General features: G+C 68.7%; 16 protein-coding genes. 9 read left to right on the top strand and 7 right to left on the bottom strand.

Annotated elements, in window-relative coordinates:
- Positions 1-22: 22 nt before the first annotated feature.
- The 5 genes from SGR02S_RS14580 to SGR02S_RS14560 form a co-directional block, all read right to left on the bottom strand.
- Positions 23-6,664 carry a hypothetical protein gene (locus tag SGR02S_RS14580; protein ID WP_067111316.1) on the bottom strand — a complete coding sequence of 2,214 codons (6,642 nt, stop codon included), beginning with the start codon at positions 6,662-6,664 and terminating at the stop codon, positions 23-25.
- A gap of 30 nt (positions 6,665-6,694) precedes the next feature.
- Positions 6,695-8,533, bottom strand: a complete 1,839-nt coding sequence (locus tag SGR02S_RS14575; RefSeq protein ID WP_156483093.1) for a ShlB/FhaC/HecB family hemolysin secretion/activation protein — start codon at positions 8,531-8,533, stop codon at positions 6,695-6,697.
- 196 nt (positions 8,534-8,729) lie between these two features.
- Complete coding sequence (locus tag SGR02S_RS14570) at positions 8,730-9,494, bottom strand: hypothetical protein (protein WP_067111311.1); 765 nt, start codon at positions 9,492-9,494, stop codon at positions 8,730-8,732.
- On the bottom strand, positions 9,481-11,550 hold the full coding sequence (locus tag SGR02S_RS14565; RefSeq protein ID WP_082797167.1) for an adenylate/guanylate cyclase domain-containing protein: 2,070 nt from the start codon (positions 11,548-11,550) through the stop codon (positions 9,481-9,483). The genes SGR02S_RS14570 and SGR02S_RS14565 overlap by 14 nt, the downstream gene beginning before the upstream one ends.
- 4 nt (positions 11,551-11,554) lie before the next feature.
- Entirely contained in the window at positions 11,555-14,653 is a 3,099-nt protein-coding gene (locus SGR02S_RS14560) for a CHAT domain-containing protein (protein ID WP_067111323.1), read from the bottom strand.
- Between the two features lie 252 nt (positions 14,654-14,905).
- Here SGR02S_RS14560 and SGR02S_RS14555 point away from each other — a divergent pair, with 252 nt between their 5' ends.
- The 8 genes from SGR02S_RS14555 to SGR02S_RS14520 all read left to right on the top strand — a co-directional run bounded on the left by SGR02S_RS14555 (position 14,906) and on the right by SGR02S_RS14520 (position 20,651).
- A complete protein-coding gene (locus tag SGR02S_RS14555; RefSeq protein WP_067111309.1) occupies positions 14,906-15,244 on the top strand; it encodes a DUF1476 domain-containing protein in 339 nt (112 codons plus the stop codon).
- Between the two features lie 14 nt (positions 15,245-15,258).
- The gene (locus SGR02S_RS14550; protein WP_067111308.1) at positions 15,259-15,492 is read left to right on the top strand and encodes a BolA/IbaG family iron-sulfur metabolism protein; all 234 of its coding nucleotides are present in this window, start codon (positions 15,259-15,261) and stop codon (positions 15,490-15,492) included.
- A gap of 49 nt (positions 15,493-15,541) precedes the next feature.
- Positions 15,542-15,874 carry a Grx4 family monothiol glutaredoxin gene (grxD, locus tag SGR02S_RS14545; protein ID WP_067111307.1) on the top strand — a complete coding sequence of 111 codons (333 nt, stop codon included), beginning with the start codon at positions 15,542-15,544 and terminating at the stop codon, positions 15,872-15,874.
- A gap of 63 nt (positions 15,875-15,937) precedes the next feature.
- Positions 15,938-17,155 (top strand): GGDEF domain-containing protein, encoded by a 1,218-nt coding sequence (locus SGR02S_RS14540; RefSeq protein ID WP_067111306.1) that lies wholly within the window; start codon positions 15,938-15,940, stop codon positions 17,153-17,155.
- A 357-nt stretch (positions 17,156-17,512) separates the two neighbouring features.
- Positions 17,513-18,442: an MBL fold metallo-hydrolase gene (locus tag SGR02S_RS14535; protein ID WP_255211489.1), complete on the top strand. Its 930-nt coding sequence runs from the start codon at positions 17,513-17,515 to the stop codon at positions 18,440-18,442.
- Positions 18,439-19,041 carry a DUF4230 domain-containing protein gene (locus SGR02S_RS14530; RefSeq protein WP_067111305.1) on the top strand — a complete coding sequence of 201 codons (603 nt, stop codon included), beginning with the start codon at positions 18,439-18,441 and terminating at the stop codon, positions 19,039-19,041. Before SGR02S_RS14535 ends, SGR02S_RS14530 begins: the two co-directional genes overlap by 4 nt.
- A gap of 225 nt (positions 19,042-19,266) precedes the next feature.
- On the top strand, positions 19,267-20,256 hold the full coding sequence (gene nadA, locus SGR02S_RS14525; protein ID WP_067111304.1) for a quinolinate synthase NadA: 990 nt from the start codon (positions 19,267-19,269) through the stop codon (positions 20,254-20,256).
- Positions 20,256-20,651, top strand: a complete 396-nt coding sequence (locus SGR02S_RS14520; RefSeq protein ID WP_067111303.1) for a hypothetical protein — start codon at positions 20,256-20,258, stop codon at positions 20,649-20,651. Before nadA ends, SGR02S_RS14520 begins: the two co-directional genes overlap by 1 nt.
- On the opposite strand, the gene SGR02S_RS14515 is transcribed toward SGR02S_RS14520, so the two are convergent.
- Together SGR02S_RS14515 and SGR02S_RS19730 are read right to left on the bottom strand one after the other, a co-directional pair.
- Entirely contained in the window at positions 20,648-20,932 is a 285-nt protein-coding gene (locus SGR02S_RS14515) for a helix-turn-helix domain-containing protein (protein ID WP_255211488.1), read from the bottom strand. The genes SGR02S_RS14520 and SGR02S_RS14515 overlap by 4 nt on opposite strands.
- Positions 20,898-21,161 carry a BrnT family toxin gene (locus SGR02S_RS19730; protein WP_218000138.1) on the bottom strand — a complete coding sequence of 88 codons (264 nt, stop codon included), beginning with the start codon at positions 21,159-21,161 and terminating at the stop codon, positions 20,898-20,900. The genes SGR02S_RS14515 and SGR02S_RS19730 overlap by 35 nt, the downstream gene beginning before the upstream one ends.
- Before the next feature lie 721 nt (positions 21,162-21,882).
- On the opposite strand from SGR02S_RS19730, the gene SGR02S_RS14510 reads away from it, so the two are divergent.
- Positions 21,883-22,077, top strand: coding sequence for a hypothetical protein (locus tag SGR02S_RS14510; protein WP_067111296.1), 195 nt, complete (start codon positions 21,883-21,885; stop codon positions 22,075-22,077).
- Positions 22,078-22,186 lie beyond the last annotated feature (109 nt).

Here is a 22,186-nt window from a genome sequence, read left to right as displayed (position 1 = left end):
AGGCGGGAGGGGAGTCAGCTGTTCAATGGCCCGATACGCCCTGGCCGCCCGGCGAGGTCCACAGGTCGTCGTTGCCCGCCCCGGTCACCGGATCGTCGAGCAGCGGCTCGCCGGTCATCGGGTCGAGTTCACGCATCGTGATCAGCGGCGTCGGCAGGGTGCTGCCCTCGCCTTCGTCGCTGTCGGCGCTCGCCTCTTCCTCGATGACGTCCTGAACGGGGAAATTCATCTCCACGCCCCCCGGCTGCGTGGGCAGGCAGGCGCCCGTGTTGAGAATCAGGCAGCCGTTGAGCGTCGAGCGCCGGTCGAAGCTTCCGGAAGCCGGCGCCGCGCCGTTGACGGTGAGCAGCGGGATGGTGTCGAGGCCGGTGACCGGGCCCGACGCGCCGGCCGCGACGCCGTTGACGACGATGCGCGCGGTCGGCGCCGAGGCATCGACGTTGAGCCCGAGCGCGCCGAAGGTCAGCCCGCGCCGCTGAGCGGTTTGCGTTCCGGCGCCGCTGTTCTGGACATAGAAGCCGTCGCCGACGGCGGCATCGATGCCCCCGGCGAACAGCGCGCCCTCGTCGCTGGTCACTCCGTCATTTTCGGCAAGGCGCGCGTCGATGGCGTCGATCGAAGCCGCCCCCGCGATGTCGCCGATCGCCGCCTGCGTTGCGACGAAGACGGCGCTCGCGGCGAGGTTCAACCGGCCGGCCGGGTCGCTGCCGTTCGACAGGCGCACGCTTCCCTGGCCGAGGATGACCTCCAGCGCCGTATCGGCGGCGACGGTCAGGCTGTTGGTGTCGGCAAGATCGGTCAGCGCGACCGCGCCGATCACGCGCGCGCGGCCCGGTGTCCGCAGCGTCAGCGATCCGTCGGTGCCGAGGTTGGCGTTCGAGGATGCGCCGCCGGTCATGGTGAAGTCGTCGATCACCAGGTCGGGCTCGGTGCCGCCGCCGGCGACCATCGGCGCGATAATCTCGATGGCGGCGGCATGGAGGCGCGTCATCTCGTCGGCGTCGATATGATAGCCGGCGACGGTGCCGGTGCCGCCGACGAAGCTTTGCCGTCCGTCGTCGTTGTTGGCGAGCGACAGCGTGCGGGTGATGCCGGGGGTGCCGAGGCGGCCGCTCGGCGCGATGGTGATGTCGCGCGAGGCGAGCGTCATGTCCCGGCCGGTCACCGCGCCGTCGACGAGGATGGTCGTGCCGGCGCTGGCGGCGAGAGCGTTGGTCACGCCGACGCCGGTCATCGAGATCATCTCGGCGGCGTCGAACCGGGCGGCATCGGCGGTCAGTGCTTCGATGATCATATGCTCGCCGCTGTTGTCGAAGCGCGCCGTGCCGGCGATGGTGGCATTCTCGACGATGAACCGGTTGCCCGAACGGATCGCCGCGTCACCGACGTCGGTGACGATGCTGGCGAAGGTGATCGGTCCGTTGGTCCCGATGTCGAGGCTGTCGGCGCTGACGCTGACGGCGTCGCGCGAATTCAGGTTCCCGACGCGGACGGCGCCGTCGTCGGTGGTCAGCGTCGTCACGCCGCGGCTGTAGATCTCGTCGGCGTCGATCCCGGTCCCGGCGCTCAGCGTCACGGCGCCGTCGTCGCCGGTTTCCGCCGAATCTATGGCGATCGACCCGTCGGCGACGAGGGTCAGGTTGCCGCCCGCGCCGATCGTCCCGCCGGTGATATTGGTTGCGGAGGTGACGACGACATCGCGGCCGGCTACGATCGTATCGCTCAGCTCTGCCCTTCCCGTCGTATTGACGATCACGTCGCTGAACGCGTCGAGTCCAGACAGGATCGTGTCGCCCGCCGAAGTGCGAATGCTGCTGTCGCCGCCGGTCGTGCCAAGACCCAGCGTCGTCGCGTCGTCGAGAGCGATCGTCGTCGCGGCGGACAGGAGGATGTCGTCGCCGGCCGACAACCCGCTCGCGGCGATCGAAGCACCCGATGAGCGAAGGTCGATATCGGCTCCGTCGAGCGGCGATGCGCCTTCGCCCGCGCCGATCGTGAACCCGCCGGTCGGCGAATAGGCGAGCGTGAAGCCGTCGGTGCCGAGGCCGGTGGCGCTGGCGTCGGTCGCGGTGATCGCGCCGGCCGCGCGCACGTCGAGATCGTCGCCGACCGTGACATTGCCGAGCGTTGCGGCGCCCTGTGCCGATGCGAGCAGATCCTCGCCCGCCGTGAGGTTTGTCAGCGTCACCGCCTGGCCGGCGGCGCCGAACATTCGTCCGGCGCTGCTGTCGGTCAGCGTGACGGCGCCCGCGGCATCGACGAAGGCATTGCCGCCCGCGATCACCGATCCCGTCACCGCGCCGCCCGCGTCCGCGATCAGATTGTCGAAGGCGCCGACGCGGACGGCGGCGATGTCCGTGCCGGCCGTCAGCATGACGTTGGACAGGTCGGCCGGCGTCGTCGCGATCTGCAGGAAGGGCACCGGCACCGATCCGCCGCCCGCATAGACGACGCTGCGGCCGTCGGGCCCGGTTCCGGTGGTCGCCGCATCGGTGGCGTCGATCGCGCCGCCCGCCTGGACGGTCAGGTCGTCGCCGGCGGTGACGTTGGCCAGCGTCGCTGTCGTCCCGGCGAGGACGAACACATCCTCGCCCGCCGTCCCCCCGGTCAGGCTCGCCGCGCCGCCGGTACGGATACCGATCATCGTCGCCGCGCTGCTGTCGGTCAGCGCCGCGTCGCCGCCCGCATCGACGAACACATAGCCTTCGGAGAGGCTATTGCCCGACGGATCGGCATAGCCGCCCGCCGCATCGGCTTCGGCGGTCACATTGCCCCCGGCAGTCAGTTCGACGTTGCCGCCCGCGCGATAGATACCTGAAAGGTCCGTTCCGGCGGAGACGATGATGTTGCCCGCCGTGTCGGCAAGGCCGATCGCGACGCCGCCCGTGCTCGCCGTCGCGCGCAGCGTTCCATCGGACTGGATCGTGCCGCCGACGGCGATGCCCGGGCCGTCGATGGCGACCGTGCCGCCCGCGGTTATGTCGGTTCCGAAGACGCCGTCGGCGGCGCCTGTGCCCTCCGCGGTCAGCGAGACGAAACTGCCCGCGCTCACCGTGTTGAAGGCGATCGACTGGCCGTTCACCGACACGAAGCCGCCGGCGCTCGAATTGCCGAGGTCGACCGTGCCGGGCGAGGCCACGACGATGTCGCCGCCGGTGACGATCGAGTTGAGCCCGGTCGCGAAGCTGCCGACGTTGGCGGTGAAGTTGCCCGTCGCCTCCGCATGGACAACGGTGGCGGCACCCGTCGAGGTCAGCACGATGTTGGCGCCATCGGCTTCGGAATCGGTGCCGCTGCCGGTCGCTTCGATCCGGCCGAGCGCCATGCTGGCGGCGGTGATGCGCATATCGTCGCCCGCCGCGATGATTCCGGAGGTTCCGATGCTGCCGTTGACGGCGCTCAGCGCCATGTCGCCGCCCGCGCGCGCCGACCCGATGGCGATCGAGCCGTTCGTCGATGTCAGGGCCAGCGCGGCGTCGCTCGCCGCGGTGCTGCCCGCGTCGCCGGTGATGCTGTTGGCGGCGGTCAGCGTGGCATTGCCCACCGCCGCGATGGTCGGTGCGCCGCCGGCCGCCGGCGTGGCGTGCCGCAGGTCGATCTGGTCCCCGGCCGCGATGTCCAGCGTGCCGCCCACCGCGACGTGGCCGCCGCCGGCGGCATAGATGCCGACCGACCCGTCGGTCGTCAGCCGCATGTCGCCCGTCGTCGCGATCGAGCCCGCGCCGGTGGGTGCCAGCAGAATGCCCGTCGTCGCGGTGTCGAGATTGCCGGCGGTCGGCGCGGCCACCCCGGTCACCGAGACGCTCAGATCGGCAAAGGTCGTGCGGCCGTCGCCGCCGATCACGACCCGCCCTGCATCGTCGCCGCTGGCCGAGATGCCGGTGAAGCCCAGGTTCAGCTCGCCCGTCCGGCCGTTCGCTGTGGTCGCTTCGAACAGGACGCGACCGCCGGCGGTTCGGCCTTCCCCGCCTGCGCCTCCGTCGCCGCCCGTTCCGAAGCCGCCTTCGCCGGGCGCCCCCGCGGTGCCGTCGGCCCCGACGAGCAGCGAGTTGCTGCCGGTGGTGATCGTGCCCCCGGCGGCGAGCAGATGCACCGTCCCGCCGATGCCCGTTCCCGCCGCACCGCCTTCGCCGCCGGAGGCGGTGCCCATGTCGTTGCTTGCGCCCCGGCCGCCGCCGCCGCCGGTGCCCACGCTTCCCAACTCGGCGATCGCCGAGGAGTTGTCGGCGTCGATCAATATCGTGGCGCCGTCGCGCGCGATGATTTCCTGCGTGCCGCCGGTGCCGGTGCCGCCCGCGCCGCCCGCCGGCGCCAAGGTCGGGTCGGTGTAGGAGATAGTGCCGAACCCGCCTTCTCCGCCGGTGGCCGAGGCGCGCAGGTTGGCGCTGAGAACCACCGCGCTGCCGGCTTCTCCGATGACCTCCAGCCGTGCGGTGCCGCCGACCGCGTCGCCGCCGTCTGCCCCCGTCGAGCCGGCCGAAAAGCCGCCCGCGCCGCCGGTCGCCTCGGCGCTCATGATCGAGAAGAGTGGACCGATGGCATGGTCGGTGACGATCAGTTGCGCGGTTCCGCCTTGCGCGTCGCCGCCCCGGCCTGCCGGCCCGGCGCCATAGCCGGTTCCACCCATGCCGCCCAGCGCGTCCGCGCTGGCGATGACGAGGTCGGAAATATCCGTATCGGCGGCAAGGCCAAGCGTCGCGGTGCCGCCCCGGCCCAGACCGCCGCCGCCCTGGGCGCCGGTCAGGTCGCTGCCCGAACTGAAATCATAGGTGGCGCCGCCGCTGCCGCCCTCGCCATGGGCATCGACGTTCAGGGTCCCGCCGCTTATGGTGCCCGATACCAGATCGAAACGGGCCGAACCGCCAATCCCGTCGCCGCCGTCGCCGGCATCTCCGCCCGTCACGAATGCATAGAATTCGCCGCCGGTGCCGCCGCGACCCGATGCGTCGATAAGAAGGGCGCCCATCTGCACGTCGGCGCCGTCGATGCGCATCGTCGCCGTGCCGCCGGAGCCCGTGCCGCCGGTTCCCGCCGGGCCGACCGGAATGCCCGAATCGAAATCGGCGCCGCTGGTCCCGAATCCGCCGCCGCCGCGTGCGACGACCGCGATGTCGCCCGCCTCCAGTTCGCCACCGGTCAGTTCGGCGCGCGCCACGCCGCCGCGCCCGGTGCCGCCCGGGGTGTTGCCGTCTTCCGCCACGGCGCTGATGACGAGGTTACCGACCTCGGTTCTGCCGCCGCTTTGCGAATAGGTCGCGGTGCCGCCCTGGTTGATGCCCGTGACCGGATCGGTCCGGCCGTCGGCCCGGATGGCGAGCGTTCCGCCGCCGGGCAGGCCGCCGACAAAGATCGAACCCCCGTCGCGGACCGTGACCGAGGCGTTGCCCGTCGCGCCGCTCGATTCGATGGTCAGGTTGCCGTCCGCGCCCGCCGACTGGCCGCTGCCGCCGGTGCCGACCACCAGCGCTGCCGAGGCATCGCCGATGAACAGGCCCTCGCCTTCGACATGGATCTCGCCGGGCCGTTCCGGCGCGGGGCCGGTGGGCGGGACGGCGGGAAGCTGTTGCTGCGATTGCCCCAGGAAAGCGCCGCTGGCGTGAGCGGTGGTGTTGCTGAGAAAGCGGACGTCGCCGACCGTGATGTTCGCCGCGGGGCCGTTGGCGGTCGAGGCATCGATCTCGCCACCGACGATGTTGTAGCCCGCTGACAGCCGGACCGCGCCATCGGGGTCTGTCTGGACAATCGTGGCATCCTGATAGCCGACCTGCCCCGACACCAGCATGGTGACGGCGTCGTTCTTCGCGATCGCCACCATATGGATGCGACTGTCATAATTGCTGCCGTCGACATGTGCCGGCCCGGTGGTGATGCCCGTATGGGTGATGGCGTCGCCGCCCTCCGTACCGGTGATGACATTGATATCGAACAGCCCGGTGTTGATCCGGATATCGGCAGCTTCGGCCGCGACATAGGCGACCGATCCGTTGGCCTGGACGCGGCCGGCCTGCGCGATGCGCGGTGCGACAAGCGCGACATAGCTGCTGCCGGGATTGAATTCGTGATTCGCGTTGATCCTGCCGTTGACGGTAACCGTCGCCACGCTGCCGGGGGCGGCCCGGAACCGGATCGCTCCGGTCGCCGGATCGAAAAACCCGTCGCCCGTTTCGATGGCGTTGGTGGTCAGGACCAGACTGCCGACGTTGATCATGGCGTCGGTGCCGATCAGGATGCCGCCGGCGTTGTAGAACCAGATGCTGCCGCTTTGGGCGCTTCCGTCCGAACTGTTGATATTGCCGTTCAGCGCAACCCGTCGGCTCAGTGCGCCGCCCGCGCCGTTGACGAAGCGGTTGAGAACGACAAAATCGCCGCTGCCGTTGAAATTCCAGTTATGGTTCTGCTGCAGCACTTCGATGTCGCCGCCGGTCGGCGCGCTGTCGTCCGGAACCCAGTTGATGATCGTCTGGGGATCGGAGACGCCCACCGTCGTCGTCCGGCTTGCTATGTCGGTGCCGATGGTGACGCCGCCGGGCGGGTTGAGGGGCGTGGCCGCGACCTGCGCATGCGCGCCCTGTGCGAACACCATCAGGCCCGCCGCGACGGCGCAGCTTTCGAGCAGGCGCCGCTTGCCTTTGTGAACGGCCGAGGAGGCTGCGTGGGCCGGCATGGCGTTGATCCTTGCTGCAAAAATCATGGCTCAGCGCCTCCCTGTGCCGGACTGGCCGATACCGAACTGGGTGGTCAGCGACACGAGCAGGCGGGGGTCGGGGCGCTGCGTGAGGAATCCCGCCCGGTTGAGCGGCACCGCGAGCGTCACGTCGAGCCGCGCGGCGTTGCCATAGGCGACGCGGACGCCGCCGCCGGCGGAATAGAGCTTCTGCGGGTTGAGCCCGTTGAAGGCGCTGTCCTTGTTCCACACCCATGCGGCGTCGAAGAAGGCGAAGGGCTGGAGCGCGAAACTTTTGATATTGGCGGGAACGAACGAGCCCACTCGCGCCTCGAATGCGACCGCGACGCCGCTGTCGCCGATCACTGTGCCGGGATCGAACCCGCGACCGACGGTGAAATTGCCCCCCGAAAACTCCTCATAGGCGAGCAGCGGATCGCTCGCCCATTGCGCGCGCGGGGCAGCCGACAGCGTGAACTGCTTGACCGGACGCCATTCGGCGAGCGCGTTGGCGCGCAGCAGGAAGGCGTCGGGCTTGCCCTCGATCCGGGTCAGCGGCACCGCGCCGGGCAGGAAGCAGGCCGCGCCGCCCGGCCCGCAATCGTCGCTGGCGCCGAGGAAATCGACGCCCTGCCGCGCCTCGATCGACGAAGCGAAGGACCAGCGCGGCTCGGCGGGGCTGTAGCCGTCGCGCCCGGCGATCGCCGCGGGGTCGATCCAGGCCGCATCGGCGCGCAGGTTGAAGACGCGCAGCCGGTCGCGGTTGAGCGGCACGCCGCCGAACGCGATATCCTGGTCGATCAGGTCGAGCCCGCCCGACAGCGTCAGCCGGTGCGCCTGCGCCAGCGCGAGCGGGTAGGAGGCGAAGAGGCTGGCGATCTGCGTGTTCGATTTGATCGGCAACCCGGCGACGTCGGGCCGCGTCCAGGCATAGGTATAGCTGCCGCCCAGCCGCAGGCCGTCGCCGCCGACGCGGAATTCGTGCGCGAGCTGCACGACCTGCTGTTCCTTGAAGTCGGCGGTCGAATAGATGCTGGCGGTGGTCAGGTCGCCCATGCCGGTCAGCCCGGCGACGCGGACGCGCGCGACCCCGCCCAGGCGGCCGACGTCGCGCGATCCGAAATTCTGGATGTTGGCGTCGAACATCACCGGGGTGCGGGCGACGCGCACCTCGCCGACCACCTCGCCCGGGTTGGCGCCGGGGCGCAGCGTCAGCCGCGCATCCATGCCGGGAATGTCGCGCGCCAGCAGCAGATAGCGCTCGGCATCGATGATGTTGAACACCGGCTGATCGTCGAGCCGGGAAAGATAGCGTTGCAGCAGCCGTTCGTTGCTGCCCGCGTCGCCGCGCACCTCGATCCGCGTCATCCGCGCGGCGAGGATGTCGAGCTGAACGATGCCGTCGGCGATCGTCTGCGGCGGGACGCGCACCGCGGCCAGATAGCCCCTGGCGCGCAGGATCGTGGCGGCATGGTCGCGAATGTCGCACACGACCGAGATCGGCCACGACTGGCCGACGCGGTCGGACCAGCTGGCATCGAGCATCGCCGGGTCGATGCCTTCGACGCTGGAGAAGCGGACGCCGCGCAGCGTGATGCGCGTGCTCGCATATTCGGGGTTGGCGAGCGGGCAGGGCGCGCGCTCGATGCTGTCGTCGGCGGCGACGATGCGTTCGCCCGGGGGAACCGCGGGGGGCAGCGACGGCTGCTGGATCTCCTCGCGCGTCGGAACCTGCGGGGTCGCCTGCGCGATCGCGGGGAGCGGACATGCCGCCATGACCAGCCCGGCGGACCAGCCCCATGACCGGCGCCGCCCGGATCGTGTCCGCCGCGCGGTTGCCGGTGCGTCCGATTGCCCCAGATCGATCATGTCCACCCCTTGCGTACTGGCGCGTCCCGGCATGGCCGGCCGCCCCGTCTTGTCGCGTCCGCCGCATCGGCGGCACCGCGAATATACGACCCAGGGAAAGGTTCAGCCGGTTGTGCGGCTGTAATTTTTCCCGGTGCTACCAGATGCATCGGACGGGTTCAATGACCGCCCGATGCCTCCGGCCGCCGGTCGTTCGTCAGCCGCCGGCGGCTTCCGCCTCCGACATCGCGTCGACCAGGCGGTCGAGCTGCGGTGTGCAGCCCTTCGCCATCAGCACGTCGATCGATCCCTCGACGGTGTCGGGCGCCGCTTCGACCTGTGCGAAGCGGACCGTGACCGGCGTGGTCAGGCCGGCGCCCGACAGGCGATAGTCGACGCCATATTGGATCGGCACGGCGTCGGTCGGCCATTTGCGGAAATTGGCGCCCGACACGAAGGCGACGGTTTCGCCGCGATCGCCATGCTCGATCTTGAGCAGTTCGTCGCTTTCCATGTGCGGGCGCCACAGCATCAGCGTCGCGGGATCGGCGACGCAGAAGGTGCCGCCCTCGCGATAGTCGAGCAGCCACAGGTTCGGCGCGCGCATCTCGGCGGGCACCGGCTCGTCGGGGCCGCGCGAGAATCCGCCGCGCGACCGCGTCGTCGGCCCCTTGGCCAGCATGCGCGTCACCGTCGAGCCCATCGACTGGCTGGCCTGGATCGTGCCCCCGGCGTTGAAGGTGCCCGGCCCTGACAGCGTCCGTGTCCGGCCGCTCTGCATCAGCACGACCTTGTCGCCCGCGACCAGCGTCACCCGGTCGCTCGCCTTCAGCTTCGCGCCGGTCGGATATTTGGCGGCCGACGGTCCGGTCGAGCGCACCACCATCGACTGGGCGGCGGCGGTTCCGGCTAGCGCGACGGCGAGGACGGAGGCGGCGAGGGCCAGGCCGGCACGGCGCATCCGCAAATCAGGACAGAACATAGCTTTCTCCCTTTTCGGTCTCGTTCAGGCGTTCGATCAGGAACAGGATGGCGGCATCCTGTCCGAACTCGCCGGCCAGCGCTGTGGCGCCGGTCACATAGGCTTTCCTATCGCCCGCCGCGTGCGCGGCGACAAGCGCGGCGATGCGGCCGCGCTGCGCGGCGTTCAGGTCGGGGCGCGGCGTGAAGACGTCGACCGGCCGCGCGCGGCCGCGCAGCGTCACCCGTCCCATCGGCACCAGATCGTCGCGGCCCGACTGCTCGGCCGCCTCGGCAGAGATCAGCACGCCGGTCTTCAGGCTCTTGTTCGCCGATTCGAGTCGCGAGGCGGTGTTCATGCTGTCGCCGAGCGCGGTATATTGGATGCGCCCTTCGCCGCCGAAATTGCCGACGATCGCGTCGCCGACGTGCAGCCCGACGCGCGTCATTCCCAGCGGCGGGACGCCCTCGGCCATGTCGACGCGGAATTGCTCCCCCGCCCGATACATGGCGAGCGCGGCGGCGGCGGCCTTTTCGCCGTCGTCGGGACGGCCGATCGGCGCGCCCCAGAAGGCGACGACGGCATCGCCGACGAACTTGTCGATCGTCCCGCCATGGTCGAGCACGATGTCCGACAGCCGGTCGAGATATTCGTTGAGCAGGCGCGCCACCGTTTCCGGCGTCGTCGCGTGGCTCAGCTTGGTGAAGCCCTCGAGGTCGGTGAACACGCAATAGATGGTGCGCCGCTCGCCGTGCAGCGAAAGCTGGTCGGGGTCGCGCATGATCTGCGCGGCGACGTCGGCGGGCAGATATTTGCCGAGCGCCGACTGCGCGAAGGCGCGCTGGCGCGACCCGATGGTGCGCGCCGCGGTGCCGACGGCGGCATAGCCGAACAGCCAGCCGAGCGCCCAGCCGAAGGCGGGCAGGGTGGTGGTGTCGACGCCGCGCCCCTGGAGCCAGAAGGGGACGACGACGAAAAAGGCCATCTGGACGAGGAAGGCGAGCGCCACCCAGCGCGCGCGCACATCGATCAGGCTGGTCAGCCCGCCCGCCAGCACGACGAGCAGGGCGAGCGCCCACAGTAGCGCGCCCGGGATCGGCGTCGTCCACGCCCCGTCGAGTTGCTGCGCGAGCATATGCGCGTGCACCTCCAGCCCGATCATCGTTTCGTGCAGCCCGGTCAGCGGGTCGGTGAAGCGGCTCATCGGCGTATTGAACTGGTCGTTGTCGATGATGTCGCCGCCGATCAGCACATAGCGTCCGCGCACCAGCTCCGACAGGCTGGCGCGCAGGTCGGCGTCCATGGGCATAGCGAAGGTGTCGATGGGCAGATTGGCGAACACCGGCTCTTCCTGCCCCGCGGTCGCGCGCGCCGGGGTCAGGAAGCGGATATTGCCCTGGAAATCGGCATGCGCCGCGTCGACCGGCGCCAGCGCGTTCGCCATCAGCGGCGGCAGCGTCTTCGGCCGGTCGGGCCAGGTGCGGATCACCCCGTCGCCGTCGGTGCGGAACAGCACGCTCGTCGGCTTCGTCGTCGCGGTGGCGACGTCGGCGATGAAGGCCTGAAGGAACCTCTGCTGTTCGTAGAAGATCGTGTTCGGATTGCTCGCCTGCTCGGCATAGGCGAGCCACGTCGGCGTCCGCATCGCGCGAAGCTGGCTTTTCAGCAGCGGATCGTCGGGGCGCGGCGAATCGAAGGCGATGTCGATGCCGATCGCCTTCGCCCCCATCTGGTCGATGTTGGCGAGCGCGCGCGCGAGCAGGGTGCGGTCGAGCGGCGAGCGGATGCCGGTGTTGAACAGCGTCTCGTCATTGTAGGTGATCAGGACGATGCGCTTGTCCTGCGCGACCTTCGGCGCCATCAGCGTCGCGCGCGCATCGTAGAGCGCTCGCTCGGCATCGTTGATCAGCGGAATCTGCCAGCTCGTCCGCGCGATCAGCACGGCGAGCAACAGGAACAGCAGGGTCGCCGCCATGCGCGACGGCCCAAGCTGCGTCGCCAGCCGCCGCAGGCGCTTGCCCAGCGGAACGGTGGCGGGCCGTTCGGCCGCGTCGGGGGATGCCTGCGGTCGCGTCATCGGTTCAGCGCGCGGCGCGGCCTGCCGGGACGATCGGTGCCGGCGTCGGTGCCGCGCCATCGTGCAGCAGCGGCTGGCCGCCGTCGCCGACGATCGCGAAACCCGCCCAATAATAGGGGTGCGAGGTCTGCTTGTCGTCCATCAGCCGCATCTGCGTGGCGGCGAGCGCGTCGGCGATGCTTTCGCCCTGCGGTGCGGCGAACAGCCCGCCGATCAGCCGCTTGGTCGCGTCGAAATCGTCGGGCGCGGGCCAATGGCTCGCGATCACCGAACGGCCGCCGGCGCCGATGAAGGCGCGCACCAGCCCGTCGAGCGCGTTGCCGCCGCCGCTCGCGACCCCTGCCTCGCGCGTCGCCGACACCGACGCCGCGCCCGCGGTGTCGCAGGCCGACAGGATGACGAGGTCGGCGTCGAGCTTGAGGTCGAAAATCTCCTGAAAGGTCAGCAGCCCGTCCGAATCGCCGTCGCCGAACGATGTCACCAGCGCCGGCCGCGCGGGGCAGGAGGGGCGCGGTGCCGTCACCAGCCCGTGGGTGGCGAAATGGATGATGCGATAATCGCCGAGGTCGGTGCGGGTCTTGACCGCGGTGTCGGTGAAGGCGCTGCCGGTCAGCAGCATCGCCGCCTCGGGACTCATCCGGCTCTTCGCCTCGACCAGTTCGTCGGCGGAGATCGGGCGACCCCATTGGCCGATGTCCCAGCGGCACTCGGCGTCGCTGCCGATGGCGCCGCCTGCGCCGCGGGTGCCGAGCGACGGCAGCAGGCCGGCGACGGGCGCATTGTGGCCGAGCCCGAAATATTGCTTGGCGGCGCTCGACGGCGCGGTCTGGCGGGCGTTGTGGAAGGCGAGCGCGGACACGGCGGTGCTCGGCCGGACGGTGCGGCCCAGCCAGGCGATCCGGCGCATGTCGAACGCATCGGCATTGGGGTCGAGCAGTCGCTGTTCATAGTCGGCGAGCCCGGTGTCGGAGGTGACGAGCAGGGTGATCGGCAGGCGCAGCATCGCGCCGTCGGGTTCGAAGATCAGATGCGGGATTCCCGGCAGGCGATCCGCCACCGGTCCGAACAGCTGCGCATAAAGCTTGCGCGCCGTCGCGGCGTCGAAGGGATAGGTGACGCGGCGCCCGTTCTCGACCGTCGAGATGGTCGACCGGATCGCGTCGACCGCGCTTTCCAGTCCCCCGGCGCCGATATCGGCCTGCCACAGCCGCGCCGCGCCGCGATCGATCAGCATGGCATAGACGGCATCGCCGACGACGAGCATCTTCAGATAGGCCTCGTCGGACCGCAGCGTGCCTTGCAGGTCGGCGAGGTCGATCTTGCCCGGTGTCACCGCGCGATATTGCGGAAAGGCCGACAGGCGCGTGACCGTTTCGGCCTGCTGGGTCGACAGATTGTCGAGCTGGGTGCGCAGGTCGGCGCGCAGTGCGCCGATTTCCGGCGTTGCGGGCATCTGCGCGAGCCGTGCATCCTCGATCCGCGCGCGTTCGATATCGCGGCTCAGCGTCGTCGCCTGGCGGAACAGCGCCGCGCCCTCGTCGCTGCCGCTCGACAATTCGCGCGCCAGCACCGCCTGCGTATCGGCGACGCCGGGACGGACCTGGAGCTGGCTGGCGACGAAGAAATCGCCGACCGCCGCGGGATCGCTCCCGGCGCGCTCGGTTAGCAGCCGGTAATAGGGGGCCATCATATTGGCCATTCCCGCCGTCGAACGCTGCGAATTCGCCAGCGACGCCACCACGTCGCGATAGATGCTGAGCGCTTTGTCCGGTTGGCCGTTGCGCGTCAGGAAGGCAGCGTAGCGCGCGCGCGCCGAAGCGAGCGCGGTGGTTTCGGGATATTCGACCGCGAGCGCCTGCACCGATTGCTGGAAACGCGCGTCGGCGTCCGCGATCTCGCCCATCGCCTCTTCGCTCAGCGCCAGTTCGCCGAGCATCTGCGAGCGCAGGCGGACGATCGAGGTCACGCGGCCTTCGCGCACCGCGAGCGCCTCGTCGAGGCCGCGGAGCTGCGCGGTCTTCGCAGCGGCGGCATTGCCGCGCAGCCGCTCGACGGTGCCCAGCAGGTGCGTCGCCTGCGCATCGATGATCCGCGCGCGCTCTGCCGGGGTCAGTCGTTCGCGATCGGAGGTCTGGCGGATCGCGCGCGCGCTCGCGCCGCTGTTGATGCCGGCGGCGACCTCGGGGGTCAGCGTCACCGTGCCGTCGGCGGCCGCCGCGGCGGTGGCGAACGACGGCAGCGGCGCCTGCAGCAATTCCGCGGCAGCGTCATACTGGTGACGGTTAAGCGCGTCGATCGCGCGGAAATTGCGACGCAGGCGAAGCTGGACCGGGTCGCTGGTCGGGATCGCCTCGACCTCCGAGAACAGCCGCTCGGCCTCCGCGAATTCGCCGAGGTTCGATTTCTGCAGCGCGCGGTTCAGGATGAATTCGGTGGGATCGAGGTCGGCCGCCGCCTGTTCCTCCGCGGTGCGGCGCGACAGCGCCTCGAAGAATTCGGCCGCCTCGGCATAGTCGCCGCTGTGGTTGCGGCGGTATCCCTCGGCAAGAGCCTTGTCGATGTCGATCGCTCCGGCCAGCGTGCGCGCGAAGCCGTCGTTGCCGCCGATCGATGTCGTCGCGGCCCTGATGACCCCCGGGACGATCCGGCGGGTGCGGATCGATTCGAGCGCCAGTGTCAGCGCGTCGTCATAGGCGGCGAAGCCCTCGACGGCATAGGCGGTGTTGCCGTCGGCCTCGATCCGCGTCCGCCACGCGATGGCGCTGTCCTTCACGGTGCACGCGTCGGGGGCGGTGCAGGCGATCGTCCCCGCGCGCGCCTTCTCGATTCGCGCCAGCGCTTCGGCGGGGGTGGCGCGCAGCATGCGGACATGGCCGACGGGCTGGCTCGCGTCGCGGCACAGGATCGTCCACGCGCGGTCGAACATGCCGTCGATCACCGGGTCGCGGACCGTCGCCTGCACCTCGCACAGCGACCCGCCCTGGCTGCCAATCGAGAAACTGTCGCGCAGCGTCGGATCGTCGCCCTGCGCCGCGACCGCGCACGGCGCCGCAAGCGTCGCGAGGGCGAGCGCCGGCAAGAGGTTGGAACGTCGCGCGGTCATGGTCAAATCCCCCATACAGGCCGGTTGTGCCCGGCCGTCGCTTTGCGACGAGGCGCAGTCTTCATCGCTGCGGTACGACCCCAATTCCCGTCGCCGCGGACCCTAAACCCTTCGTACGAAAAAAGGAAGTGATCTGCCGCACAGTCCGGCGGGGCGGGATAACCGTTCGTTGCCGCACAGGCGGCTTGCGCCCGGCACGGGGGCGACCTATCTGGGGCCGACAGGCTCTCAGGCTCTTTTCGTGAGGACAAGATGACGCAATTCGATGATCGCAAGCGTGCCTTTGAAGCGAAGTTCGCGCGCGACCAGGAAGTCCAGTTCCGCATCACCGCCCGCCGCAACCGGCTGGTCGGCGAATGGGCGGCCGAACGCATGGGGCTGACCCCCGAAGAGACCGACGCCTATGCGAAGGCGGTCGTGCAGGCCGATTTCGAGGAAGCGGGCGACGAGGACGTGATCCGCAAGCTCGCGGGCGATCTCACCGCCGCGGCGGTCGAGATCAGCGATGCGGAGATCCGTGCCGTGCTCAACGACAAGACGGCCGAGGCGCGCCGCCAGTTCATGGACAGTCTGGACGGCAGCCAGGGCTGAGGAGGGGCAGCGCGATGGCGATGCACGAGGCGGATTTGCGGGCGGCGATCACGACGGCCTTTCCGGGTGCCGAGGTGACGATCACCGACCTTGCCGGCGACGGCGATCATTTCGCGGCGCATGTCGTGTGCGAATCCTTTCGCGGCATGACGCGCGTCGCGCAGCACAAGGCCGTCTATGCCGCGCTCGGCGGCCGCATGGGCGGCGAACTTCATGCCTTGCAATTGACCACCGCCATCCCTTCATAAGGGGTATCCCGCGTATTTTTCGGCGCACCCGCGCCATCGGAGGCATATCATGAGCGACCCCACCGTCCACGACCGCATCGCGAAGCTGGTCGCCGATCATCCCGTGCTGCTGTTCATGAAGGGGACGCCGCTGTTTCCGCAGTGCGGCTTTTCCTCGCGGGCGGTCGCGATGCTCGACCGGCTCGGCGTCGCCTACGACTCGGTCGACGTGCTGCAGGACATGGAAATTCGCCAGGGCATCAAGGAATTCTCCGACTGGCCGACGATCCCGCAGCTTTATGTGAAGGGCGAATTCGTCGGCGGCAGCGACATCATGATGGAGATGTGGGAGGCCGGCGAACTGCATCAGCTGATGGACGACATCCCGGCGCGTGCGGAATAGGCGGCATCCGGGTCGATGCGGCTTTCCCGGCTGGAAGGGTCCGGCTAACGCATAGGTGACTCCATGCAGGCAGCGGAAGGTCGCTCCGTCGCCATTGACGAGATGGATCGCGAAATGGAGCGCGGGCTGCGGCGCCTGCGTTTTTCCGATCCCGTCGAAGCGGTCTTCCTGCGCGAATATCTGAAAAGCCGCGCCCGCATGGTGCCGCTGTGGGCCTTCCTCGGCACCCTGCTCTATCTGGTGGCGATCCTCGGCGACCTCAGCATGATGCCCGACGTTGCGCCGACGGTCATCGCCCTGCGCCTCGGCCTGTTCCTGCCCTACGCCGTCGCGGTGGTCTGGATCATGCGGCGGTGGCCTTCGCCCGCGACCTACGACCGGCTGGCGCTGGGGGTCGGCCTGCTCGGCCTGTCGCTGCCGATGGCGATGCTGGTCTTTTCGCGGAGCGACCATCTCTTCGTTTATCAGACGGGCAGCGTCGGCACGCTCGCCTTCTTCGTCATCGTGCTCCGCCCGCGCTTTCCGACCGTCCTCGCGGGGCTGGCGGCGATGGTCGCGATCCAGATCGCAACGACGGGCCTCAACGGCAGCTTCGACGCCGTGACCTATTCGGGTATCGTGTCCTTCCACATCACGCTCGGCATCTTCCTCGCGCTGTCGGCCTATTTCGCCGAGCGGGTCGATCGCCAGAATTTCCTCAACCGCCTGCGCGGGGAAGCGTTGCAGGCACAGTTGACCGCCCTGTCGGAACGCGACCCGATGACCGGGCTTTACAACCGCCATTCGCTGCGCCGGTCACGCCACGCGATCTGGGCGCCGGGGGCGGCGCGCACCATCTCGCTGCTGATGCTCGATATCGACAGCTTCAAGCTCTACAACGACGTCCACGGCCACGTCGACGGCGATGCCTGCATCCAGCGGGTGAGCGACATCGTGCGCAAGCAGGTGGACGAACAGGGTACGGTATTCCGCTATGGCGGAGAGGAGATACTGATCCTTCTGCCCGATACCGGCCAGGCGCCCGCCCTGTCGGTGGCCGAGGCCATTCGCCAGGCGATCGAGGGCGCGGCGATCCGTCACGACGGCTTGCCGGGCGGCGGGGTCGTCACGGTCAGCCTGGGCGTCGCGACGGGCCGCACCGACGCGGACGATCTGGAGGAGCTGCTGCGGCGCGCCGACACTGCACTCTATGCGGCGAAGGGGGCGGGGCGGAACCGGGTGCGCCTCGCCGATCCGGAAGCGCCGCTGCCTGCATCGGCGATCGGGCGGCCGTCGCCCTGAACGGTTCCGAAAAAGCAACCGGGGGGCGGGGCCGTTCGGCCGCTCCGCCCCCCTTTTGCCTTTGGGGTAAGTGGGGATATCCCGGTGGGGGGAGCAGGGGGTAGCGGGGACCAGACCGATACCCCCTGCCGCTCCATTGAGCGGAACACTCGGGAACGAAATATGTCATACAAGCGCCGTGCCAGATCGGCGAGCGCGCGGATTTGCAGGGGTTGCGCTGGTTAGCGAAACCTTGTCGGCGCGCCGATCTGTCAAATTTTCCGACAGGCCTCGCGGCCGCGGGCGCCGCCGGGCGAGGCGGCCGCGCGACCCTTTTCTGTCGCCCCGGCCCTTTTCCTTTCGGCCCCGCGATGCCACATGGGCCCCGTGACCGACGAAAAGCCCTGGCCCGACACGATCCACGCCGGCGAGTGCGAGCAGCACGAGCCGCTGGTCCGGCGCGTGCTCGCGCCCAATCCCTCGCCCTATACCTTCACCGGCACCCAGACCTGGCTGGTCGGGGCGGGCCGCGACGTCGCGGTGATCGACCCCGGCCCGACCGGATCGGGAATGAGCATCGGCGATCCGCCCGACGCCAACGGCGCCGGTCATGTCGACGCGATCCTGCGCGCGGTGGAGGGGCGGCGCGTTGCCGCGATCCTGTGCACCCACACGCACCGCGACCACAGCCCGGCGGCGCGTCCGCTGCAGGAGGCGACCGGCGCGCCGATCGTCGGCTGTGCTCCGCTCGCGCTGTCCGACGACGGGCCGCGCGCCGATTCGGCCTTCGACCCCGATTATGCCCCCGACCGCATCCTCGCCGACGGCGAGCGCGTGGCCGGCGACGGCTGGACGCTCGAAGCGGTGGCGACGCCGGGGCACACCTCCAACCACCTCTGCTTCGCGCTCGTCGAAAGCGGGGCGCTGTTCACCGGCGATCATGTCATGGCCTGGTCGACCAGCGTCGTCAGCCCGCCCGACGGCGACATGGCGGCCTATATGGCGAGCCTGCAGAAGCTCTACGAGCGCGACGACCGCGTCTATTATCCCGCGCACGGCCCGGCGGTCGCGAAGCCGAAGCAGCTTGTTCGCGGCATGCTCGGCCATCGCCGCCAGCGCGAGCGGCAGATATTGCGGGAACTCGAACAGGGCGTGCGCGTGGTGCCCGACATGGTGAGCCATATGTACAAGGGTCTCGACCCGCGCTTGACCGGCGCCGCCGGCCGTTCGGTGCTCGCGCACCTGCTCGACCTCGAGGCGCGCGGCCGCGTGCTGCGCGACGGCGACGTCTGGAGCCTCGCGGCATGAGCCGGGGCGCCTTCCGCATCCTGATCGTCGTCCTGTTGGCGGCCGCGATCTTTCTCGGCTGGCGCGCGTGGGACGGCTGGCAGAAGAGCTATGATCCCGAAACGGTCGTCGCGGCGAGCCTGCAAGGGCTCCAGGAACAGAATGTGCTGGTGCCCTTCACCGCGCGCTATGTCGCGGTGGTGACCTCGACACAAAGCCGCCTGGGGCTCAGCGCGAAGAAGACGCTGATCATGCCCGGCACGGTACGCTACGAACTCGACCTCGGCAAACTCAAGCCGTCGGACCTCGACTGGGACGCGGCGGCCGGTACGCTCACCGTCGCGCTGCCGCCGCTGCGCCTCGCGGGACCGGAGATCGATATCGACGCAATCAGCGAGTTTCGCGACGGCGCGATCCTGCTGACGCTCACCGATGCCGAGGCGGTGCTCGACGCCGCCAACCGCAAGGCGGCACAGGAAGAATTGATCAAGCAGGCGAAGGGATCGACCCCGCTGCGCCTCGCCGAAGGCGCGGCGCGCGCCGCGATCGAGCAGAGCTTCGCGATGCCGCTCAAGGCCGCGGGGATCGACGCGAAAGTGACGGCGCGCTTCGCCAATTGATCTCCCCTCCCGCTTGCGGGAGGGGCAGCGAGACTTGCGAGCTGGCTCGTTAGTCGCAGCGGGGTGGGTTAACCGCATCGCCGCCGGCACACCCCCGACCCCTCCCGCAAGCGGGAGGGGAGATATTGTGTCGACCGATCGCATGAATTGCCCTGTCGCGGGGCAGCGTGTAGGGGAACGCGGCCCCCGATGGCGAGGGGGCCAGGACCAGATAAGGATAAAGCCATGACTGCTCCCATCCGCGAAAATCTTTCGGGCCTCGACCTGCGCGCCGAGATCGACCGGCTGCGCAAGGAGCGCAACGCCGTGATCCTCGCGCATTATTACCAGAAGCCCGAGATTCAGGATCTTGCTGATTTTGTGGGTGATTCGCTGGAATTGTCGCGCAAGGCCGCCGAGACCGACGCCGACGTCATCGCCTTCTGCGGCGTCAAGTTCATGGCGGAGACGGCGAAGATATTGTCGCCCGAAAAGATCGTCGTGCTGCCCGACATGGATGCGGGATGCAGTCTCGAGGACAGCTGTCCGCCCGAGCAGTTCGCGCGTTTCCGCGCCGCGCACCCCGATCATATCGCGCTGACCTACATCAACTGCTCGGCGGCGGTGAAGGCGCTTAGCGACATCATCGTCACCTCGTCGAGCGCCGAGACGATCATCGGCCAGCTTCCGCCCGAACAGAAGATCATCTTCGGCCCCGACCGGCACCTCGGCGGCTATATGAACCGCAAGTTCGGGCGCGACATGCTGCTGTGGCCGGGCGTGTGCATCGTCCACGAGGCGTTCAGCGAGACCGAACTGCTCAAGCTGAAGGCGCAGCACCCCGACGCGCCGGTCGCGGCGCACCCCGAATGCCCGCCCTATATCGTCGACCATGCCGATTATGTCGGATCGACGAGCGGCATCCTGCAATTCGCCAAGACCTTCCCCGGCGACACGCTGATCGTCGCGACCGAACCGCACATCATCCACCAGATGGAAAAGGCGCTGCCCGAAAAGAATTTCATCGGCGCGCCGGGCGCCGACGGCAATTGCAACTGCAACATCTGTCCGTACATGGCGCTCAACACGATGGAGAAGCTCTACCTCGCGCTGCGCGACCTTCAACCGCGGATCGAGCTGGACGAGGAATTGCGCCTGGGCGCGAAGAAGAGCCTCGACCGCATGCTCGAAATGGCGTCGGGCACGGTGGGCAAGGGGGATTTGGGGCGGGCGTAATGCGATATGGCGAAGCCTTTGCGAAGCTCGGTTATGCGTTAACCGCGCCGCGTCAGGACTGGAGTGCCGAGCGGGACGATGGCGTGTGCATCACCTTGTGGCGTTCGGAGATTGACTGGAAAACCCTGACGATGGACAGCCGTCTTCACGGCGGACCATTGAGTGACTGGTCGGGGTTGCCCGGAAATGCGAAGCGGATTCGACATGTGAAGCGGGCGTTGGATGAGTTTGGCGGCGCGGTCGATACGATTATCGTGGACGGCATTCCCGGGCAGGGCGTTATCGGCGCCACCCCGTGGAACCCGGATGACCGCAAGGGCTTGCGCTGGTATGTGACCGATCTCGAGGAAGCGACGGGCCACATTCGTTTGGAAGTGCGCAAGCCCCAAGGTTAACCCGCCACCGCCCGCTTCGTCATCTCCGGTTCCGCCGCAATCACCTTGAGGTAGGCCCGGACCGCCGGGGGCGGCATGTGGCGGCCGATCTCATATTGGCGGATATTGGCGACCGGAATGCCATAAGCGCGCGCGAACTCGTCCTGACTCATGCCGAGATCGTTTCGGAGCATGCGAATGCGGCGGCCCATCAGGCCGCGCTCCAGACCGGCGACGCTGACGTCGAAGTCTTCGGGATCGCCGGGGTCAGCCGGAATGGCGATCGTAGTTTCCTTGTTCACCTGCATTGCTCCTTCGCACCGAGATCAGTCGTATCCTGTCGCCTCTCCAGACATGGACGGCCGTATAGAGCTTGCCCCCGACGCGCCCGATCGCCTTGAATCGCTCCTCGCCATCGATTTCCCGGTGTGACGCGAGGATCAGATGGGCTGGGTCGCCGAATATTTTGAGGCCGAACGACAGTTTCAAGCCATGTTTGAATCGATTGGCCTCGTCCTTTGGACGGATCATATTCGAAATCCATAAAGTCATATATGTGATTCACATGGTTTGCGCAAGCGAGTTGCCAGGGCGATTCGATTTGCAGTGCGGCAATCGAATCCGAAAATGCTGCGCTCTTGTTACAAAAATGCTGCGCAGCAAAGCCAAGTTGCTAATGCCGGACTTATCCACAGGCGCGGGCGCTCGAAAGGGCGATTCCGCGCTTTTTCTGTTGGCGGCGGCGGCGCTTCGTGACAGCTTCCAATCATCGGACGACAGAGACGTCGGACCGCCGGGACGGAAAGACTGGTTGCAAGACCAGCCGGACGGAAACGGAAGGGTCGGACGACGAAACGACCGATAGCCCGATCACGGAACGCGGATATTCCCACGAGTTGAAGCGAACCCGATCAGGCGATTGGAAGGCAGACCATCGCTCGGGAAAGGCGACTGCTTCGGCAGATGCCGGACGAGATGACGAAGGGCCTTCCGGTGAGGCCGGCCCCCGCAAGGGGGCCGACCGAACCGTCGCCGGATTGTTCCGGCGCGCGTCACGGCGCCTCGTTTGGCGGTTTGCTGATCGCAAGACAGCGGACCGGGATGGGGCAGGCGGCAGCGCAGGACAAAACCGGATAGTGGGGGCTGGCAGCGATGCCGGCCCCCATTTCGTTTCGTCGCCGGCGTTGCGGCCGCATTCCCATTCCTGTCCGCGGGCGATCCGGCCTACCGCGACAAAGCGGAATTGGAGGCGATGAAAACGCGCGATCCTCAGGCGATCGCGGCGCAGAGGCTTCTCGAAAAAGGTGTGGAACAGCATCGTCTCGACCCGATCCGGGCCGAGGAGGCAGAGGCGATGGAACGCGCTGTCGAGCATGCGCTATCGGCCGCCAAGCCCGGGCCCGAGCGAATCTTCGAAGGACTGTTGAGTGCGGGAGACGTGGCATGAGCGATCGGCCGGCCAATGGCGTGCGTACGCTGAGTTACCGCGCGGCGCTGCGCGAGGCGCTGATCGAGGAGATGCAGCGCGACGAGCGCGTTTTCATGATGGGCCCTGA

The organism is Sphingopyxis granuli NBRC 100800 (assembly GCF_001591045.1).
Taxonomy (GTDB): Bacteria; Pseudomonadota; Alphaproteobacteria; order Sphingomonadales; family Sphingomonadaceae; genus Sphingopyxis; species Sphingopyxis granuli.
The sequence above is the reverse complement of the archived record's forward strand: the minus strand, read 5'-3'. Positions and strand labels throughout refer to the sequence as shown.

Excerpts from the sequence above, each read along its gene's own strand:
- SGR02S_RS14580 (WP_067111316.1), bottom strand. The coding sequence starts at position 6,664 with ATGCCGGCCCACGCAGCCTCCTCGGCCGTTCACAAAGGCAAGCGGCGC.
- SGR02S_RS14575 (WP_156483093.1), bottom strand. The coding sequence starts at position 8,533 with ATGATCGATCTGGGGCAATCGGACGCACCGGCAACCGCGCGGCGGACA.
- SGR02S_RS14570 (WP_067111311.1), bottom strand. The coding sequence starts at position 9,494 with ATGTTCTGTCCTGATTTGCGGATGCGCCGTGCCGGCCTGGCCCTCGCC.
- SGR02S_RS14565 (WP_082797167.1), bottom strand. The coding sequence starts at position 11,550 with ATGACGCGACCGCAGGCATCCCCCGACGCGGCCGAACGGCCCGCCACC.
- SGR02S_RS14560 (WP_067111323.1), bottom strand. The coding sequence starts at position 14,653 with ATGACCGCGCGACGTTCCAACCTCTTGCCGGCGCTCGCCCTCGCGACG.
- SGR02S_RS14555 (WP_067111309.1), top strand. The coding sequence starts at position 14,906 with ATGACGCAATTCGATGATCGCAAGCGTGCCTTTGAAGCGAAGTTCGCG.
- SGR02S_RS14550 (WP_067111308.1), top strand. The coding sequence starts at position 15,259 with ATGGCGATGCACGAGGCGGATTTGCGGGCGGCGATCACGACGGCCTTT.
- grxD (WP_067111307.1), top strand. The coding sequence starts at position 15,542 with ATGAGCGACCCCACCGTCCACGACCGCATCGCGAAGCTGGTCGCCGAT.
- SGR02S_RS14540 (WP_067111306.1), top strand. The coding sequence starts at position 15,938 with ATGCAGGCAGCGGAAGGTCGCTCCGTCGCCATTGACGAGATGGATCGC.
- SGR02S_RS14535 (WP_255211489.1), top strand. The coding sequence starts at position 17,513 with ATGGGCCCCGTGACCGACGAAAAGCCCTGGCCCGACACGATCCACGCC.
- SGR02S_RS14530 (WP_067111305.1), top strand. The coding sequence starts at position 18,439 with ATGAGCCGGGGCGCCTTCCGCATCCTGATCGTCGTCCTGTTGGCGGCC.
- nadA (WP_067111304.1), top strand. The coding sequence starts at position 19,267 with ATGACTGCTCCCATCCGCGAAAATCTTTCGGGCCTCGACCTGCGCGCC.
- SGR02S_RS14520 (WP_067111303.1), top strand. The coding sequence starts at position 20,256 with ATGCGATATGGCGAAGCCTTTGCGAAGCTCGGTTATGCGTTAACCGCG.
- SGR02S_RS19730 (WP_218000138.1), bottom strand. The coding sequence starts at position 21,161 with ATGATCCGTCCAAAGGACGAGGCCAATCGATTCAAACATGGCTTGAAA.
- SGR02S_RS14510 (WP_067111296.1), top strand. The coding sequence starts at position 21,883 with ATGAAAACGCGCGATCCTCAGGCGATCGCGGCGCAGAGGCTTCTCGAA.